The 16,228-nt window shown below is 58.4% G+C and carries 16 protein-coding genes and 1 tRNA gene; 5 read left to right on the forward strand and 12 right to left on the reverse strand.

The window, feature by feature from the left end; genetic code table 11:
• Positions 1-2: 2 nt before the first annotated feature.
• The 8 genes from ATHL_RS00795 to ATHL_RS00825 all read right to left on the reverse strand — a co-directional run bounded on the left by ATHL_RS00795 (position 3) and on the right by ATHL_RS00825 (position 6,787).
• Positions 3-2,033 (reverse strand): glycosyltransferase family 39 protein, encoded by a 2,031-nt coding sequence (locus tag ATHL_RS00795; protein ID WP_162787530.1) that lies wholly within the window; start codon positions 2,031-2,033, stop codon positions 3-5.
• 117 nt (positions 2,034-2,150) lie between these two features.
• On the reverse strand, positions 2,151-3,278 hold the full coding sequence (locus ATHL_RS00800) for an HD domain-containing phosphohydrolase (protein WP_062188828.1): 1,128 nt from the start codon (positions 3,276-3,278) through the stop codon (positions 2,151-2,153).
• Between the two features lie 69 nt (positions 3,279-3,347).
• Positions 3,348-3,641, reverse strand: a complete 294-nt coding sequence (locus ATHL_RS00805) for a hypothetical protein (RefSeq protein ID WP_062188829.1) — start codon at positions 3,639-3,641, stop codon at positions 3,348-3,350.
• 16 nt (positions 3,642-3,657) lie between these two features.
• Positions 3,658-4,263 carry a DUF5317 family protein gene (locus ATHL_RS00810; RefSeq protein WP_062188830.1) on the reverse strand — a complete coding sequence of 202 codons (606 nt, stop codon included), beginning with the start codon at positions 4,261-4,263 and terminating at the stop codon, positions 3,658-3,660.
• Positions 4,264-4,269: 6 nt separating this feature from the next.
• Positions 4,270-4,404: a hypothetical protein gene (locus ATHL_RS19455; RefSeq protein WP_272897317.1), complete on the reverse strand. Its 135-nt coding sequence runs from the start codon at positions 4,402-4,404 to the stop codon at positions 4,270-4,272.
• A 142-nt stretch (positions 4,405-4,546) separates the two neighbouring features.
• Positions 4,547-5,176, reverse strand: a complete 630-nt coding sequence (locus ATHL_RS00815) for a phosphatase PAP2 family protein (RefSeq protein WP_272897318.1) — start codon at positions 5,174-5,176, stop codon at positions 4,547-4,549.
• The gene (locus ATHL_RS00820) at positions 5,103-5,870 is read right to left on the reverse strand and encodes a nucleotidyltransferase family protein (protein WP_062188832.1); all 768 of its coding nucleotides are present in this window, start codon (positions 5,868-5,870) and stop codon (positions 5,103-5,105) included. The genes ATHL_RS00815 and ATHL_RS00820 overlap by 74 nt, the downstream gene beginning before the upstream one ends.
• A complete protein-coding gene (locus ATHL_RS00825) occupies positions 5,867-6,787 on the reverse strand; it encodes a hypothetical protein (RefSeq protein ID WP_062188833.1) in 921 nt (306 codons plus the stop codon). The genes ATHL_RS00820 and ATHL_RS00825 overlap by 4 nt, the downstream gene beginning before the upstream one ends.
• 275 nt (positions 6,788-7,062) lie before the next feature.
• On the opposite strand from ATHL_RS00825, the gene ATHL_RS00830 reads away from it, so the two are divergent.
• From ATHL_RS00830 to rsmA, 4 genes are all read left to right on the forward strand, one after another.
• Positions 7,063-9,957 (forward strand): HD domain-containing phosphohydrolase, encoded by a 2,895-nt coding sequence (locus ATHL_RS00830; protein WP_062188834.1) that lies wholly within the window; start codon positions 7,063-7,065, stop codon positions 9,955-9,957.
• 36 nt (positions 9,958-9,993) lie between these two features.
• Positions 9,994-10,066: transfer RNA gene (locus tag ATHL_RS00835), tRNA-Phe, on the forward strand.
• 101 nt (positions 10,067-10,167) lie between these two features.
• The gene (locus ATHL_RS00840) at positions 10,168-11,547 is read left to right on the forward strand and encodes a ubiquitin-like domain-containing protein (RefSeq protein ID WP_062188835.1); all 1,380 of its coding nucleotides are present in this window, start codon (positions 10,168-10,170) and stop codon (positions 11,545-11,547) included.
• A complete protein-coding gene (gene rsmA / locus ATHL_RS00845) occupies positions 11,478-12,377 on the forward strand; it encodes a 16S rRNA (adenine(1518)-N(6)/adenine(1519)-N(6))-dimethyltransferase RsmA (protein WP_084001067.1) in 900 nt (299 codons plus the stop codon). Before ATHL_RS00840 ends, rsmA begins: the two co-directional genes overlap by 70 nt.
• Positions 12,378-12,384: 7 nt before the next feature.
• Here rsmA and ATHL_RS00850 read toward each other — a convergent pair whose 3' ends face one another.
• The 4 genes from ATHL_RS00850 to ATHL_RS00865 are packed head-to-tail and all read right to left on the reverse strand — an operon-like array spanning position 12,385 to position 14,993.
• The gene (locus tag ATHL_RS00850) at positions 12,385-13,110 is read right to left on the reverse strand and encodes a polyprenol monophosphomannose synthase (RefSeq protein WP_062188836.1); all 726 of its coding nucleotides are present in this window, start codon (positions 13,108-13,110) and stop codon (positions 12,385-12,387) included.
• The gene (locus ATHL_RS00855) at positions 13,107-13,967 is read right to left on the reverse strand and encodes a response regulator (protein ID WP_062188837.1); all 861 of its coding nucleotides are present in this window, start codon (positions 13,965-13,967) and stop codon (positions 13,107-13,109) included. Before ATHL_RS00855 ends, ATHL_RS00850 begins: the two co-directional genes overlap by 4 nt.
• A 29-nt stretch (positions 13,968-13,996) precedes the next feature.
• Positions 13,997-14,629, reverse strand: coding sequence for a V4R domain-containing protein (locus ATHL_RS00860; protein ID WP_062188838.1), 633 nt, complete (start codon positions 14,627-14,629; stop codon positions 13,997-13,999).
• A gap of 13 nt (positions 14,630-14,642) precedes the next feature.
• Positions 14,643-14,993, reverse strand: a complete 351-nt coding sequence (locus tag ATHL_RS00865; RefSeq protein WP_062188839.1) for a roadblock/LC7 domain-containing protein — start codon at positions 14,991-14,993, stop codon at positions 14,643-14,645.
• Between the two features lie 266 nt (positions 14,994-15,259).
• On the opposite strand from ATHL_RS00865, the gene ATHL_RS00870 reads away from it, so the two are divergent.
• Positions 15,260-16,228: an ABC transporter substrate-binding protein gene (locus ATHL_RS00870; protein ID WP_062188840.1), complete on the forward strand. Its 969-nt coding sequence runs from the start codon at positions 15,260-15,262 to the stop codon at positions 16,226-16,228.

Raw genomic sequence — 16,228 nt, forward strand, 5'->3', positions numbered from 1 at the left:
GCTCAGGGCTGAAAGATCTGCCCGCAATCGAGCTCACGGTGGGCCTGTGAGAGGGCTTCCTGACGACCGGCGGAGGGGGGAATTTCGTCGCGAATACGGCGCCAGGTGGTGCAGAGATAATCGTGCATCACATAGGTGGGGTAATAGGCGCGGTCTGAGAGCTGGAGTGCGGTCTCCCACTGGCCAGTGTGCGCAGCTGCCAGAATGAAGGGTACCAGTTCGGGCTCACTGCGCGGGCGAAAACCCTCTGCCTGGGCCTGTTCCCAGAGCCGCATCATCTGTTCCCAGTCTCCCATTTGTTCGGCCAGACGGGCTTTTTGGTAGTAAAAGCACCAGGTATGAGGCGGCTCCGGGCCAAAGATGGCCCCGGGGGGCGGGCTGGATTCGATGGGGAGAATACGCGATAGATCCGAAAGGGGCAGGGCAGTGAGAATGGCTTTCTCCAGATAGGGGTTGTGTCGATCTGCCTCTGAAACGATCCACAAGCACTGATCCATTTCGGGCTGGTCTACCATCACCACACTCTGGGTAGCAGGGGCGCTGAAGGTAAGGAAGTTCTTCTCGTCGGCTACCTGGCCGTGTTGTTCAACGACCGCTTCCACATTGTAGCGATAAACATCAAAGTACCAGTAATAGGCCGGGCTGGGAAGGAGATTGGGAGAGTAGAGAAGGTTGATCGCCGAGATATTGGCCCAGGAGCCCATATAGGCTACCAGGGCGCCGTTGCCATAGAGCGCGGTGTAGGGTTCGAGGCCGGGAGCACGCCACTTCAATTGCCAGAAGAGGCGGCGTTGTTCTTCCCACGACCAGCGGTAGAGCGTGGCGTTACGCGCGTGCTGGCCTGTTGCCAGCCCCACCAGCAGACAAAGCACCAGCAACTGGGGCCTGCCGGGGCGGATGAGCCAGTCAATGAAGGCGCTTAACAGGATGGCCCCTCCGAACATGGCGGCCAGGCCAAAACGATCGTTATAGAGGAAGGTGGTATCGGTGATAAAGCGGCCAATGGACCAGCCGGGTGCGAAACCTGCCAGCAAGGCCACCCCGCCCAAAACCAGGGCTTCTCGCCGCCAGCGGTTTGCCGGAGACGCTTGCGGGGGGGAAACCCGTCGAAGGGCAACCCAGGCCATGATCAACGCGGCCAGGGCAATGAGCCAGGCCAGCCCGTTGGAGAGCGGTTGGAGAGAGAAGGCCGAGGGTTCCAGGGTGTATGCCCAGACGCCTACCATTCCATCCACCACATCCTGCATCATGCGGGTGATGAGGTCGGGCAGGGTTTGCAGGGGGGAATGAAGCAAATTAAGCAGAAGAACCGGGGTGTTGCGGTCTGTGCCGGGAGTGGGCATGAAGCGCAGCCGCCAGAGTAAAAATCCCGCCAGAAGCCCCAGATAGGGCAGCCAGTGAAGGAAGACGCGCCTGATCTTTTGAGCCAGGGGGGTGGCATGATCAAGAGCGATGAAAAGAATCAGCGGGCGCAGCAGCTCCAGCCCGACGTAAAATTCCTGCGAGAAAAGCTGAGCGGCGTCGGCCAGGATGGCCAGCACAGACCAGCCCGGGTAACGGGCGGGGTTGCGTGCAGCGTGGATCATGGCGATAAGAGAGAGAAAGTACAGGAAGAAACAGATCCAGTGAAAGCTGAAGGTGAGGGCGGAGGGCTGTTGCATGAAGAGCGGGTAGATGGCAAAGAGAAGCACCGCTCCAAGGTTTCGGCGCGGATGTTCGGGCCAGAGCATGGCCAGGGTTTTCCAGGCGGCCAGAATGGTAAGCCAGCGCCAGAATAATGCCCACAACTGCCAGCCCAGGGGAGCCTCCCCGAGGATGCGAAAACCCAGCCACCATGTCCAGAAGATCAGCGGGCGGTTCCCCCGCCAGGCATATTCCAGCAGACGAAGCGCCCCCCCGGAATGGTCCGCGGCAAGGATGATCCAGTCATCCAGGTAGAAACCCAACCACGGGGCTTGCAACCCGAACGCCAGGACACAGATCGCCAGAAGGAGTGCCGGGATGGCCAGAGGACGAAGCCGGGATGTGTTCATCAGCAGGTGTTGATTCAAATCTTACCATAAAACGCGCCCTCCCCCCGAACTGGCGGGGGGAGGGACTCTGGGGAGTGAAGCGGAAGTCAACCGACGGTTCTTAACCGTCAGTATTTGTCAGTTAAAAAGGCTGATGAACACCTGTACCACCTGAGGATCGAACTGCGTGCCCGCACAGCGGAGCAGTTCTTCGATGGCTTCCTCGTGGGAGAGGGGAGGGCGGTAGACACGTCCATCCACCATGGCCGAATACGCATCGGCGACGGTGAGAATGCGCGCTCCGAGAGGGATGCGTGTGCCGCTCAACCCGAAGGGATAACCACTGCCATCGTATTTTTCGTGGTGGGCAAGAACAAGCATGGCCACATGTTCCAGATTGGAAACCATGAGGATGATCTCTGCGCCTTTCTGGGGATGGGAACGGATGACTTCCCATTCCTGGGAGCTGAGCGGAGCAGGTTTATGGAGGACTTCGTCCGAAATGCCGATTTTGCCGATGTCATGGAGAAGGGAGGCCCAGCGAATGGCCTGAATTTCTTCCTGCGAGCAGTTCATGGCAACCGCAGTGCGCACAGCCAGTTCGGTCATTCTATCGCTGTGGTTGCCGGTGTAGTTATCACGAGCTTCGATCGCTTTAGCCAGAGCGAGCACGGTTTCGAGCTGGCTTTCTTTGAGGCGGCTGCTCAAACGCGCGCGGTAAATAGCGCTTGCGGCCTGGTCGGCCATCAGGGTTACCAGGCGCAGGCGTTCTCCGTCCTCCGGGGTCCAGCGGTCGCCCAGGGTGAGCAACCCAACGGGTTCGCCATCCACACACAATGGGGCGAGGCAAACGTTGTCAACCAGATGCAAGCCCAGGCGGCGGCGCACTGGCAGCGGAAAGGCGGAATCCTCCGCGCTTATGATCAAAGGCTGGGTGCAGGTCAAATAACCCTCCGGGATATAAAGATCGGGCCGCAGGTGGCGTACCTGTTCCTGCAGTGCTGGCGGAAAAGCCGGGTGGAAGTGAAGCGCCTGCGTATATAGCGTGCGATCAGTTTCCAGAGTGTAAATTCGGCAGAACTGCACCTGAAAAATATCTACCGCGTTACTGGCGATGTAATCCAGCAGAGTTTCAAGCCGGTTGGTCGCTACCAGCTGCCGGCTGAGGTTAAAAAAGTGATTTAACCGCTCGCGCGAAAAAACGTCCGCGCGTGGGGCGGTTCGCCGATAAAGATGGGTTAACTGTAAACTGCTACCAGTAGCCATAGGTGGGGTCCTTATCCGGACAGGGAGGAGCTTCCACTGCCAGAACCGGGAGGTGAAGACCCGGAGCCATTAATCGGCGGCGGCAGGAGCACTGCTTTGCCGTGAAGAATCGAGGTTGTGCAACTGCGAGGCAAATTCGGCCAGGCTGGTGGCATGAATAGAGGCCAGGCGTTTTCTTTCTTCTCTGGGAAGCTGAAAGCTTTCACCACCATAGCCGGCGGCGATAGCCTTATCGGGGTTGGTGAGGAGCATTTTTCGGAATTGAGAACTGATCACCGCCGCGGTAAGCAGGCGGCTGAGCTCCTGCTGGGGATAGGTTTCGGAAGGTCCGGTGAGATTACTTTCATGAAATTGGGTAACCATGGTCGTTTCCCTTCTTTCATTGCGAAATCGATAAACTCTGGTTGGGCCCGGTTGCCAGGGGATGTGTGGCGGGGGCGCTGAGGGCCCAGAGCGCGAGGATAATCCCGCAGGAAACCAGGGCGTCTCCCAGGCTGAAGGCTACGTAATGACCGGCGCCATAAGGGATGAGAAAGCGATCGGAGAGGAACCCCAGGCGGGTCTGCTCGGTGGGGAGCAGGATGTCTTTTCCGGTGCCGAGGCGTTCTCCGAGGGGCAGGCTGGCGGCGGTTTGGGGGAAGATCACAGCTACCGTCTCGGGGCTGATCGGCATCAGACCGCCGTTAAGGAGGATGACGGTCAGATTGAGGATCAGCCCCAGAGAGAGTAGCCAGAACCCCGGTTTGGAAAAGTTCAGGAGAGCGAAGATCAGCAGGGCGATTTGTGAAGTCACGAGTGCAGCGGGGGCCCAGTGATCGGGGAAGGTTGCCCGGGTGGGCAGAACGAAGGCGAAGAGTTGCGGCAGGAAGGCAACGAAGACCAGCCAGCTACCGCGGACCTCATAGGAGCGCAGGGGACGCCGAAAGATCGCCGCGCGGATCAGCGTGGCAGTCAATCCCAGGAGGACCGCTGATAGGAGAAACATGCCGGTTTAGTGATAGAAACCGCCGGTATCTTCGGGGGCGCCAGCGCCCAGGATGAAAAGAACAAGGGTGAGGATCAACAGCGCCAGGCGAACTTTCTGGCCATCCATGCGGGTGATGAAGAGTTGAAAAGCGGTTTTCATGGTCTCCCTCCGAAAAAACTGGAATTTGATGTTTTTATCCTAGCAGGGGGGAGGCTACAAAACAGGCTACAAAACGGGCCCGATGGGGGCCGAATCTCAAACTCTCATCCAACTCTTAACTTATTTTAATGTTTTCGGGGTGTTAAAACAGGAAGGAAAGCATGGTGCTCAGCGTGGGTTGGGCCGCAAGGAACGCGCCGCCCATAAGCAGGCCGAGGATGGCTCCGGCGGCAATGTCGGAGAGGTAATGCACGCCGGTGGCCACGCGTGCCAGTGAAACGAGGGGTGCCCAGAAGGCAAGCACCAGGCTCAGCCAGGTGGGGCCGTTCCCGGCTGCCAGAACAGCCAGCAAGAAGGCGCGGGTAGCATGCCCGGAAGGGAAGGAGTGAGGATCAAAATTACGGTACAGGGTACCCCATTCACCGGGTGGGCGCTGGCGTCGGATGGTTTGTTTGAGGGCAAAGATGCTCAGGGCCTGAATGCCCACCGCTACGGCAAAGAACACCGCCCAACGGCGTAAGGGTGGGTTGCCCACCAGCCAGAGCAGGAGGAACCCGCTCATCCAGAGCCAGGAATCGCCGGAATGGGCCAGAAAGACAGCCGGTGCCCACCACCGGCTGTGCTCTGAAGGGAGGCGGAGGCGGGCGGTCAGGCGGGCATCGAGTGAGAGAAGGGTCTGGAGCATGAGGTCGTGGGGTTCAGGGATGAGAAAGATCAGCGCGTAACAGATCCAGCTGGAAGGGTTTGTCCACGTCCATGCCAATTTCAGCATAGGGGCAGGGCAGGGCGCGGCCATTCATGCCCAGTCGGTGGCTGACGCGCGCCTCAGCCTGAGAGAGGTCAAGCTGCCCCAGAAGCAGAAGAATGAGGGTATCGAACCCCACCAGGGCGGCCTGACGCAGGGGGTTCTTGCGGGCTTCGATCAGCCTGCGGGTGAACGGATGTTCGCCCAGGGCAAGCGTCAGGCTGACGGCGTTCAGATCTCCTCCACAGAACTCTCCCCCTTTCAGGCGGACGTAGGTACGGCGAGATTGCGGAAACCGGGCTTCCATCACCTGCCGCTGAACGACGGTGTAATAGAGATCAGCCCTGGATTGCTGTACGTGCTCGATCAACCAGTCTACCATTTCACCGCGCAGGGCGGGGATATCGGATGAACACACCAGGAAATGGGTGGAGGTTGGGTCAAGCCGGGCAAGGTGATGCGCCCCGGCCTGAATGTTGGCCAGCATCTCGCCCTGATCGGGGAGAATTTCCAGCGGGCGGCGGCTGAAGAGCTCAGTCCGGGGGGGAAGCCCAACGAGGATAATTCGTTCTACTGCCTGCGCTTCGTTAAGCGCGTCGAGCACCCATTGCACCATGGGTTTCCCGGCAATCTCCAGCAGAGCCTTGGGTTCTCCATGAGTCAACGGGTAGAGAGGGTCGCCAGGAGAGGGGCGTCCACCGGCAGTAACGACGACGTTCATGCCTGTAACTCCTGCACTTTTGGGGTGAAAGGAAGTTGATCAAGCAGGTTGTTAAGCCAGGTGAAGTAATCGCCGGGGTGGGCATAATCTACGGGGGTTTTCCGGCCAGAGGCAGCCAGGATGGCGGCTTCCATCATGTTGGTGCCAAAAGAACGTCCTTCAAGCACGGGGGTGGTGGTGATCAGGTAGCGCACGCCGCTTTCTCTGAAGACGGCCACGTCTTCAGGGGTGGTGGTGTTGGTGATGATGACTTTCCCCTGCATGTTTTCAGGCATGTAGCGGTAGATGTAGTGGCAGTCTCCCAGGATGACATCGGCCTGGTCAAAAAAACGGGTATGGGTGGGGTGACGCTTTCCCTGAGATTCACCGACGGGATAAACCCAGTGGAAGGGCAGACGGCTGACCAGCGGGAGAAGCACCGCTGCCAGAACGCGAATGCCACGGGTGGTGCGGATGGGAAGGGGAATGCCGAGGGAGTAAATCAGGTCACCGAAGGTACAGTGTAAACCGGCCTCCTCAGCGGCGCGTGCCAGCCCCCAGCGATCTACGGCAGTGGTTACGAGAGCGGTTTTCCGGGGAAGAGCTTCGGCTACCTGCCGGAGTGCGTGCAGGGCGCGGGGTTCAAGGGTGGCCTTCAGGCCGTTACCGTCTACCACCGGGGTGTGGCGTACGAAGCGGGTGATCTGCCGGATAGAATGGAGAGGATACCAGCGGTTACCGACGAGAAAGCCCAGGTCGGTACCGCCCACTCCAAAGGCATCCACCTGACCATCGAGCTCTCGATAAAGTTGAGCGGCCTTTTCCAGGTCGCCGTCGGTGCCGATGCGTTCGATGCGAACAGTTTCGCCAAGCAGGGAAATTTCAACCGTTTTATTGCGTTTGGATGAGCCAATGCTGATGCTGACGGCGTGTTTCATCCTCTTTACCTCCGGGGTGTTCACGAGTATACCCCGATCGGGACGATTTTACCATTCCCGGCTGCGTTCGGGCAGGACGCGATTGGGAAGCACCAGAGTGACCTGACCCTGACCCTTGTTTCATGTCTCGAACCGGGCAGATGTTTTTAACCTGTGAGAGGCTCGATCTATCCGGGGATGGGGTGCTTTACTTTTCATCTTTTAGGTGTTTAATAGGAAAATGAGTTTGACCGATGTGCAGGCAGTGTTGTATCTGAGTCTTTCGGAATGACCCTGTGAAAACAACTTTCCATTCCCGCCGTTTAGAAGTGATCCTTCGCCGCATGTTGACCCTCAACCTGCTGTTACCGGTGTTGCTGGCTACCCTGCTCACCGGCCTGGCGGCGGGTGCTCTAGCGGCCAGGGCGTTGGAGATGCGCCAACAGGTGCTGCTCCGGTATCTGGAGGAGCGGGTGACCCTGGAGCTGGGATTAATCCAGCAGGGGGTGCTGGCGGTTGCCCGGACAGGCGGGGGTGATGAGGCGCTTAACCTTTTCCATGCGGCGGCGCCCCGGGTGGATGTGCTCTACCGTCTTGATGGGCGGGGGCAACTGGTGGCCATTCAACCCCCGGAATGGCAGAGGTACGTGGGGATGGATTTTTCGAACCAGGTATTTGCCGGGCAGGAAGGTGAATGGGAGAAGGTGAGCATTTCAACCCCGGCCACATCACCTCTTACCGGGAAGCGGGTGGTGTACCTGACCACGCCATTGGCTGATGGAGGCCGTCTGGCGGCTGAGGTAAGCCTGGAAACCCTGCGGCAATGGCTGGTGGAGAGTGTGAAGCAAAACGATGAGCTCAGGGGGGTAAGCCTGTTTGATGCATCCGGGGCGCTCCTGGCGTATAGCGGTGAGGTTTTAGCGATGGATGGCGGGAGCGGCCTTCAGCGAAGAGGAAGCACGTGGGTGCTGGTGGAGACGGCCCGCCTTGCCAACGGGTGGGTGATGCGCACTGCGGCCAATGTATCCGGGGGATGGGTGGGATTTGTTCCGGCGCTGGTGGGTTTGCTGCTGTTTGTCCCGTGGCTGTGCATCTGGCTGATTTTACGGTTTGGGCGGCAGGTGAGCCAGCTTGTTTTACGCCCGTTGAAGCTGCTTAACGAACGCACTGCTCAGATTGCCCGGGGAGATTTCTCTCGCTGGGTGTCTTTCGATACGGTGGTTTCCAGTTTTCAGGAAGTGGCCGAGCTTGCGGCCAGCTTTCAGCGAATGCAGCAGGAGGTGCAACAGCGCCAGGCGGCCCTGCAGGTGAGCGAGGCGCGCTTTCGTGAGATGGCCGACTTGCTACCGGACATGGTTTTCGAGCTGGATGCCATGCGCCGTATTCGCTATGCTAACCGGGCGGCAGTGGCTCTGCTGGGCGAGCAGGAGACGGGCAACCATCAGCTCTTCGATCGTCTGCTTGAGCCTGACGAATTGCGCGGCTTACAGGAAATCTTCCGGCAGGCGGCTGCCGGGAAGCTACCTCATCATTCGGTGATGCGTTTCCGCCGCCCGGATGGTTCCACCTTCCCGGGCGAAATGGCGGTGAGTGCTCAGCGTGGAGCAGATGGTAATCTGCTGGGTTTTCGCGGGGTTGTGCGTGACATCACCGAGCGGCTTTCTTTTGAGGAGACCCTGCGGCGTTCGTATCAGTTATTTACTGAGGGGCCAGTGGTGGTTTTTCGGGTTCAGGGAGGAAAAGAACGCCGGCTGGAATATGTGTCGCCTAATGTGAGCCAGTACGGCTACTCGCCGCACGATTTCACCGGCCAGGAAGACTTTTTCCGGCAGGTAATCCATCCTGAGGATCGGGAACAGGTGGCGGAGAAAATGCGAAAGCAGCTGGAAGGGAAGGAGCGCTTTTTTGATCAGGAATACCGGCTGGTGCGAGCCGATGGTGCGGTGCGCTGGGTCTACGATTTTACCAGTATCAGCCGTGATTCTTCCGGGCAGGCCACCCATATTGATTGGTATCTGCTGGATATTACAGAGCGGAAGCTTGCCGAGGAGCGGATTAATACCCAGCTCCGGCAGATGGCCGCCCTGCAACTGGTGGATGCTTCCATTTCGGCCAACGCCGACCTGAAAATTACCCTTGATTTACTCAACGCTCAATTACTTGAGCTGCTTGGGGTAGATGCGGCGATGGTGTTGCGTTACAATCCGAAAACGCAGCTGCTGGAAGGGGTTACCGGACGGGGGCTGGGGAGTTTAAACCCGGCGGATGTGCGTTTACGGATGGGAGAGAGTTACGCAGGCCGGGCCGCTCGCCAGCGTCGGGCGATTACCCTGACCATGCCCGATGGACAGCTGGCCCGGGGGTTTAAAATGGCTCAGCTTGCCGCGGAGCACTTTGTATCTTATGCGGCACTGCCGTTAATGGCTAAAGACCAGGTAATGGGGGTGCTGGAGATTTTCAGCCGTGCTCCCCTGACTTTTGAACCCGCATGGATGGATTTTCTGGAGATGATGGCGGCGCAGGCGGCGATTGCCATTGACAACGCTAACTTGCTGGAAGACCTGCAACACTCCAACGAAGAACTGCGAGAAGCCTACGAGGCCACCATCCGCGGGCTTTCGCGGGCGCTGGAATTGCGGGATAAAGAAACCGAGGGCCACAGCCAGCGCGTCAGTGATCTCACGGTACGGCTGGCGCGGAAGGCCGGTGTGGAAGAGGAGGCCATTGAATTTATTCGCATTGGTGCTCTCTTGCACGATATCGGCAAGTTAGGCGTACCTGACACTATCCTGCATAAGGAGGGTCAGCTAACCGAAGCCGAGTGGGAGATCATGCGCCGCCATCCTGAGCTGGCCCGGCAAATGCTTGCCACGATTGAATACCTGCGTCCGGCGCTGGTGATTCCGCAGTATCACCATGAACGCTGGGATGGAAGCGGGTATCCCTACGGGCTGGTCGGTGAAGATATTCCTCTGGCGGCACGGGTGTTCGCGGTGGTGGATGTGTGGGATGCGCTCAGTTTCGATCGTCCCTATCGATCGGCGTGGCCGATGGAAAAAGTGATTGAATATCTGGTAAACGAGGCTGGCAGGCAGTTCGACCCCCGCCTGGTGGCTTTGTTCCTGGAAGTGCTGGTGGAAGAGGCAGAGGCTAACCTGGAAGGGCAAGCGAAGAGCGAGCTAAAAGCTTGACACGTTTTCACCTTACGGGTAAAATCACACACGCAAGCCGAGGTAGCTCAGTTGGTAGAGCACGCGACTGAAAATTGCGGTGTCGACAGTTCGATCCTGTCCCTCGGCACAGACCACCCGGAAACCCCGGGTGGTTTTTTTCCTGGAGAGCGCATTCGGGTATAATGCGCAGAGAAATGGGTCCGGGCGTTTCCGGGCTTGATAGATGGAATGAACACAACTCATCGCGTTCTTTTACCGGTCGGTCTGATCTTGCTGGGATTGCTTTTATGGGGGGGATATTTCACCCAGCCGGTGACCCTGGTGGTTGACGGTGAAGTGCTGCAGGTACGCGGCCTGTTCCTTACCGTGCAGGATGTGCTTCGTTATACCGGGCAACCGGTGCGCCCGGTTGATCGGCTCGATCCCTCTCTCGCGGCCTGGATTCCTGCCGATGGAAGGGTGGTGCTGGAGCACGCCCGACCGGTTTCGGTCTGGACGGGGGGGCTTCCACTGACTTTCGAAAGCCCGGAGCGTATTCCGGCAAATTTGCTGGCGGCTTTGAACCTGAAGCTTTTCCCGGAAGATGAGGTTTGGGTGAATGGCCTTCGCATCGATCCTTCGCGCCCCTTGCCCAGGGCTGACCGGCTTTACCTGCAGTTTCGTCCGGCGACAAGGGTGGAGATTCAACAGGATGGAAACCGGCAGGTGATCTATGCTGCCGGTGACACACTGGGGCAGGCTTTGTGGCGTGCCGGGCTGCCGTTGAAGGCGGGAGATCGGCTCTCTTTACCGCTGGAGACGCCATTGCGTGAGCCAGTGGCAGTGGAGATGCGCCGCGCCCGGCAGGTAACCGTGCGGTGGCAGGACCAGGAAGTAACCTCGCGTACCGCGGCAGTTACGGTAGGTGAAGCTCTGGCAGAACTGGGTCTCTCGCTGCAGGGTTTGGATTTCAGCCAGCCGCCGGAAGACGCGCCCCTGCCCGCTGATGGGAAAATCCGCGTGGTGCGGGTGCGTGAAGAGGTACTCCTCCAGCAGACGAATGTACCCTATGGTAAACAACTGGTGGCCGATCCCACCCTGGAACTCGACCAGCGGCGGGTGATCACCCCGGGGAAGTTTGGGGTGAAGGTGAGCCGCCAGCGGGTGCGATACGAGGACGGACGCGAGGTAAGCCGCCAGACCGAAGCCGAATGGGTGGCCGCCGAGCCGCAGGATCAGGTACTGGGGTACGGCACGCAGGCAGTGGTCAAAACGCTCAACACCCCGGAGGGCACTTTTGAATATTATCGGGCTGTGCCGGTATATGCCACCTCCTACTCACCCTGCCAGCAGGGAACAGGGCGGTGTAGCCGCAGTACCTCCAGTGGAATGCTTTTACAGAAAGGCGTGGTGGCGGTGACCCTGCCGTGGTATCGCCTCTTCCGAGGGGCACGTGTGTATATTCCCGGTTACGGGGTGGGAGTGATCGGCGACGTGGGTGGAGGGATCGCCGGAGTGTACTGGATAGATTTAGGGTACAGTGATGAGGACTATGTTCCATGGGCACAAACAGTGACGGTTTACTTCCTGACGCCGGTTCCAGCGAACGTCCCGCCGATTTTACCCTGAGCCTGCCGCCACTGGAGATTGGCGCGCTCCTTCGGGCGCATGGGCTCAGGCCACAGCGAGACCTCGGGCAGAATTTCCTGGCCGATTCTTCCATTTTACGGCGCATCGTGCAGGCGGCAGAATTGCCACCCGGCGCAGCGGTTCTGGAGGTGGGGCCGGGACTGGGCTCTTTAACGCGCTGGCTGGCGGTAGTTGCCCGGCGGGTCGTGGCGGTGGAGCTGGATGCCCATCTTTTACCGGTGCTCGAAGATGTACTTGGCGGGCTGGGAAACGTGGAAATCGTCCAGGGTGATATCCTGCAGCTCGACCCGGCAACACTGATGAATGAAGATGGTTATTTCGTTACCGCGAATATCCCTTATTACATCACCTCGGCGTTAATTCGGCATTTGCTTGAGGCACGGGTGAAGCCCAGGCGCATTGTGTTGACTGTGCAGCGTGAGGTGGCGGAGCGCATTTGTGCCGTGCCGGGGGAGATGAGCCTGCTGGCTCTGAGTGTGCAGATGTATGGCCGCCCCAGGGTAGTGTTACGTATTCCCGCAGGAGCGTTCATTCCGCCGCCGAAGGTGGATTCGGCGGTGGTGCGCATTGACCTTTACGAAACGCTCCCCTATTCGGAAAGTACGCGCGAGGGGATCTTCCGGATGGCAAAAGCAGGCTTCAGCCAGAAGCGAAAGACCCTGCGCAACGCTCTGGCAGGCGGGTTGCAGATTTCCACGGCAGAAAGTAGTGCTCTGCTGGAAAGGGCCGGGATTGACCCGCAACGTCGGGCTGAAACCCTCACTCTGGAAGAGTGGGCTGCGCTGGCACAGGCTCGGGGTTTGGATTAACGGGGGGTTATTGCTTCTGCAGGTCGTGGTACATGCCCAGAAGCTGCCAGGTGCGTATAGCGGCTTCTACCTGGATGCGGAAATTCATTTTCGATTGTCCCCATCGCCGATCGGCAAAGTAGATGGGAATCTCGCAGGCGTGAAACCCCAGACGGGAGGCCACGTAGTTCATTTCTACCTGGAAGACATATCCGTTGGATTTAATCCGCTCAAGGGGCATGGCGCGCAGGGTGGAAGCTTTCCAGAGCTTGAAGCCACCCGTGACGTCTCGAATTGGGAGCCCCAGAATGGTGCGGGCGTAGAAGTTTCCCCAGCCCGAGAGCGCCTTGCGCCAGAAAGGCCAGCGTTCATCCAGACTGCCCCCGGGTACATAACGCGAGCCAATGGCGTAATCGCAGGTCTGGAGGGCGTCGATCAACGCGGGCACTTTTTCTACGGGGTGGGAGAAATCGGCATCCATCTGGCCGATGGCGTCTGCTCCCTGCTGCATGGCGCGTTGAAACCCCTGGATATAGGCTGAACCCAGCCCCAGTTTGCCAGAGCGGTGAAGCACATCAACCCGCCCTGAGGTTTGCACGGCCAGTTCATCGGCAATACGCCCGGTGCCATCGGGGCTGTTGTCGTCTACGACCAGCAGGGATAATTCTGGCAGAGGAAGATCGAATAAAGCGGAGACCAATCTGGGCAGGTTCTCCGCTTCGTTATAAGTGGGGATCACAAAAGTGACTTTCACGTTGGTTTACAGTAGCGCTCCAGTTCCGATTTTACCGCAGACAGGCTGTTTAATGGGGAGTTCAGAAGGGAGAGCTCGCCGATTTGAACAGCCAGCTTCTGCCCCTGGAACGAGTTGCTATCGCGGTGCCTGTCGCTGTAAAAAAAGTCGAAGGAGCGCTCTAACTGTTTTCGGACACGTTCTTTCAGCCCGGGAGCGTTCTCTGGCAGGGTGATGATGAGAAAGTCGGTGGGGGAGAGTTGCCCCAGAAAATCGCTGGCAGAACCATAATCGCGCACCACATCGCGCAGCAAAAGCGCCACCGCACGGAGCATATCATCGGCGGCAACAAACCCATACACCTCGCGGAAGGGTTCAATGTGTTGCAGAGAGACCACCAGCAGTATGTTGCGGCGATGGGCGATGGCGTTGATCAGGGCTTCATCCAGCAGCGTGCCTTCGGGCAGGCCGGTGATGGGGCTGGTGAGCGGACGCTGGCTGGCACGCTGAAGGGTGTTGCGCACCCGCAGGCGTAGCTCCTGAATATCAAATGGTTTGGTGATGTAATCGTCTGCCTGCAGTTCCAGGCCTTTAAGCCGGTCATCGCGGGCGCGCTTTTCGGTGAGAAAAATAATGGGGATGGTGCGTGTTTTGCGGTTCGTGCGCAAACGCCGGGCCACTTCGAAGCCGTCGATGTCGGGCAGGCGAATATCCAGGATGATCAGGTCGGGGGTGTTGCTCTGAGCGGCGCGAATACCATCTTCACCCCAGTTGACCGTCAGCACTTCATAATCCTGGACGCGGAAGTATGCGGTGAGCATATCGGCAATGTCCAGGTCGTCCTCGACGATCAAGATGGTCGGTTTGGTTTCGGTCATGCACAACCCCCCTTCCCACACGGAGAAGGTCAGGCGATGGGCTCTTTGTAAATCACGAAATCGCAGGTAGAGTCACCCGCGGCGATGCAATGGGTTTCAACGACTTTGAATTCTCGCCCGCCGGAGACCCACTTCAGACCTTCCTGGAGTAAGCCTGTGGCCATGTGACAGCAGGGCTTATCGGTATGGCGCCCGTAACACACCGGACAACGATGGATGGTGTAGACGAAGTGGTCTTCCTTCTCTTCGACGGTGGAGAGCTGGTCGCTGGTGGTGGAGAAGATCTTTGCCATGGCGGGGAGGCCGATGCGTAACTTGGTAGGCAAAGGGAGAATTTTAAAGGCCAGGTCTCCTGCGCCAGCCAGGGCACCGAAGTTGCGCAGTCCTTCCATGAAAACGGCCCGCCCGGCGCGTTGAGCCAGCCCGCGCCCACCGCGTGGGCCGTACATTTCTTCAAGCGCGCCGTTAAGCGAGGAGAAATCGGCAAAGTCAAAAGCCCGTTCGAGGTTATCAGCGGGCAGATTGTCGATGAGATGAGAAAGCCCCGCCAGGTTGAGGATGGCATTGAGGCCATTTTTCCCCATGACCTCTTCGAGGGCTCCCAGGGCAAGACGGGCAATTTTATTCGGGTAATACAGGCCGCTCTTGGGAATTGGCTCCATGAATGGTTTCCTCTCAGATGAGTTTGGTCAGGTCTTCGGCGGCCCGGCGCATATCCAGGAAGATCAGGCCGAGTTTGGCCTGTTCGCGGGCCAGCGCGGTGAGCACGGCTTCTTCGCCGACCGACATGAGGACGACGTAGCCCTTTTCGCCTTTGATATAAACCTGATCGAGAGAGCCGCGCCCCAGTTCGGTGGCAATGCGCTCACCCAGGGAAAGCATGGCGGCAGACATGGCCGAAACCCGATCTTCTTCCACGCCTTGCGGGAGGGCAGAGGCAATTGTCAGACCGTCCACGCTCACCACCGCCGAAGCTTCGATATCGGGAGAGGAAGCCTGCAGCTCGCGCAGCCGGTCAACCATCATTTGCGTGCGTGATCTAGTCAAGGTGGCGCTCCTTACTGGGATTCTGAGGCAAAAGCGGATTCCTTAAAGAAACCCTTTACAACTTTAACACAGCCGTTGGGTCGTGTCAAGTTGAGGGAGTAGCCCAGGCGTGGTTAAAAAATGGATTGTAAAGCAACTGTTAGGTGTGTTATCATCCAGGGTTGCGGCAAGGCGGTTCTCTTTCTGAAAGACGTGCATGTTTCATGCCAGCCGCAGAGATGATTACTCTTATCGGAGGAGTCTCAATGAAGCGAGTTCTTTTGTCGTTCCTGGTAGTTTCTCTCTGGCTGGGGATGCTTTCGGGCTGTGCCCCGACCTCTTCTCAGGCTACCCCGGCGCCGGTGACGTTGAAAATTGTCGCCCTTCCTATTCTGGATACGTTGCCTATCCTGGTGGCGCAAAATCAGGGGCTGTTTGAGAAGAACGGGGTGAAGGTGGAGTTTATCCCTGCCGCTTCGGCGCCGGAGCGTGATCAACTCATTGCCTCAGGGCAGGCTGACGGGATGATCAATGAATTGCTCTCGGCGATGTTCTTCAATAAAGAGAGTGTGCGCGTGCAGGTGGTGCGTTATGCCCGCTCGGCTTCCAGTGGCTCGGCTCTGTTCACATTGCTGGCATACCCCGGCGCCGGCATTGCGACCCCTGCCGATCTGAAAGGGAAGGCCATTGGGATTTCGGAGGGAACGATCATTGCTTACCTCACCGAGCGAATGTTAAGCGCCGAGGGGGTCAATCCTTCGGAGGTTAAATTTATTTCGACCCCGAAGATCGATGGCCGTCTGGCGTTGTTGCAGAGTGGTGAGCTGGATGCCGCAGTGTTACCCGAACCCCTGGCCAGCGTGGCGGCCAAAGGCGGCTCGGTGGTGGTGCTTGCGGATACCCGCCATCCTGAATTCAGTTTCAGTACATTGAGTTTCCGCAAGGAAGTGCTGGAGGCCAACCCCGAGGCGGTAAAAGGCTTTCTACGGGGCATCGAGGCTGCCACCGATTTGATCAACAAAGAGCCGGCAAAATGGAAGCAGATTCTGGTGGAGCAGAAGATTCTGCCACCGGCGCTGGTGGATACCTTCCAGGTACCGCAATTTGTTAAGGCCGGAGTACCCACCGAAGCCCAGTACAATGATGCCCTGGCCTGGGCCAAAGAAAAGGGTTATCTGGATAAGGACATTCCCTACGCTGATTGTGTCAACGGGAATTTCTTGCCCGGCAAGTAG

This window comes from Anaerolinea thermolimosa, assembly GCF_001050195.2.
Classification (GTDB): domain Bacteria; phylum Chloroflexota; class Anaerolineae; order Anaerolineales; family Anaerolineaceae; genus Anaerolinea; species Anaerolinea thermolimosa.

Coding starts and splice junctions, on each gene's coding strand:
- ATHL_RS00795 (WP_162787530.1), bottom strand. CDS start 2,033: ATGAACACATCCCGGCTTCGTCCTCTGGCCATCCCGGCACTCCTTCTG.
- ATHL_RS00800 (WP_062188828.1), bottom strand. CDS start 3,278: ATGGCTACTGGTAGCAGTTTACAGTTAACCCATCTTTATCGGCGAACC.
- ATHL_RS00805 (WP_062188829.1), bottom strand. CDS start 3,641: ATGGTTACCCAATTTCATGAAAGTAATCTCACCGGACCTTCCGAAACC.
- ATHL_RS00810 (WP_062188830.1), bottom strand. CDS start 4,263: ATGTTTCTCCTATCAGCGGTCCTCCTGGGATTGACTGCCACGCTGATC.
- ATHL_RS19455 (WP_272897317.1), bottom strand. CDS start 4,404: ATGAAAACCGCTTTTCAACTCTTCATCACCCGCATGGATGGCCAGAAA.
- ATHL_RS00815 (WP_272897318.1), bottom strand. CDS start 5,176: ATGCTGAAATTGGCATGGACGTGGACAAACCCTTCCAGCTGGATCTGT.
- ATHL_RS00820 (WP_062188832.1), bottom strand. CDS start 5,870: ATGAACGTCGTCGTTACTGCCGGTGGACGCCCCTCTCCTGGCGACCCT.
- ATHL_RS00825 (WP_062188833.1), bottom strand. CDS start 6,787: ATGAAACACGCCGTCAGCATCAGCATTGGCTCATCCAAACGCAATAAA.
- ATHL_RS00840 (WP_062188835.1), top strand. CDS start 10,168: ATGAACACAACTCATCGCGTTCTTTTACCGGTCGGTCTGATCTTGCTG.
- rsmA (WP_084001067.1), top strand. CDS start 11,478: ATGGGCACAAACAGTGACGGTTTACTTCCTGACGCCGGTTCCAGCGAA.
- ATHL_RS00855 (WP_062188837.1), bottom strand. CDS start 13,967: ATGACCGAAACCAAACCGACCATCTTGATCGTCGAGGACGACCTGGAC.
- ATHL_RS00860 (WP_062188838.1), bottom strand. CDS start 14,629: ATGGAGCCAATTCCCAAGAGCGGCCTGTATTACCCGAATAAAATTGCC.
- ATHL_RS00865 (WP_062188839.1), bottom strand. CDS start 14,993: ATGATGGTTGACCGGCTGCGCGAGCTGCAGGCTTCCTCTCCCGATATC.
- ATHL_RS00870 (WP_062188840.1), top strand. CDS start 15,260: ATGAAGCGAGTTCTTTTGTCGTTCCTGGTAGTTTCTCTCTGGCTGGGG.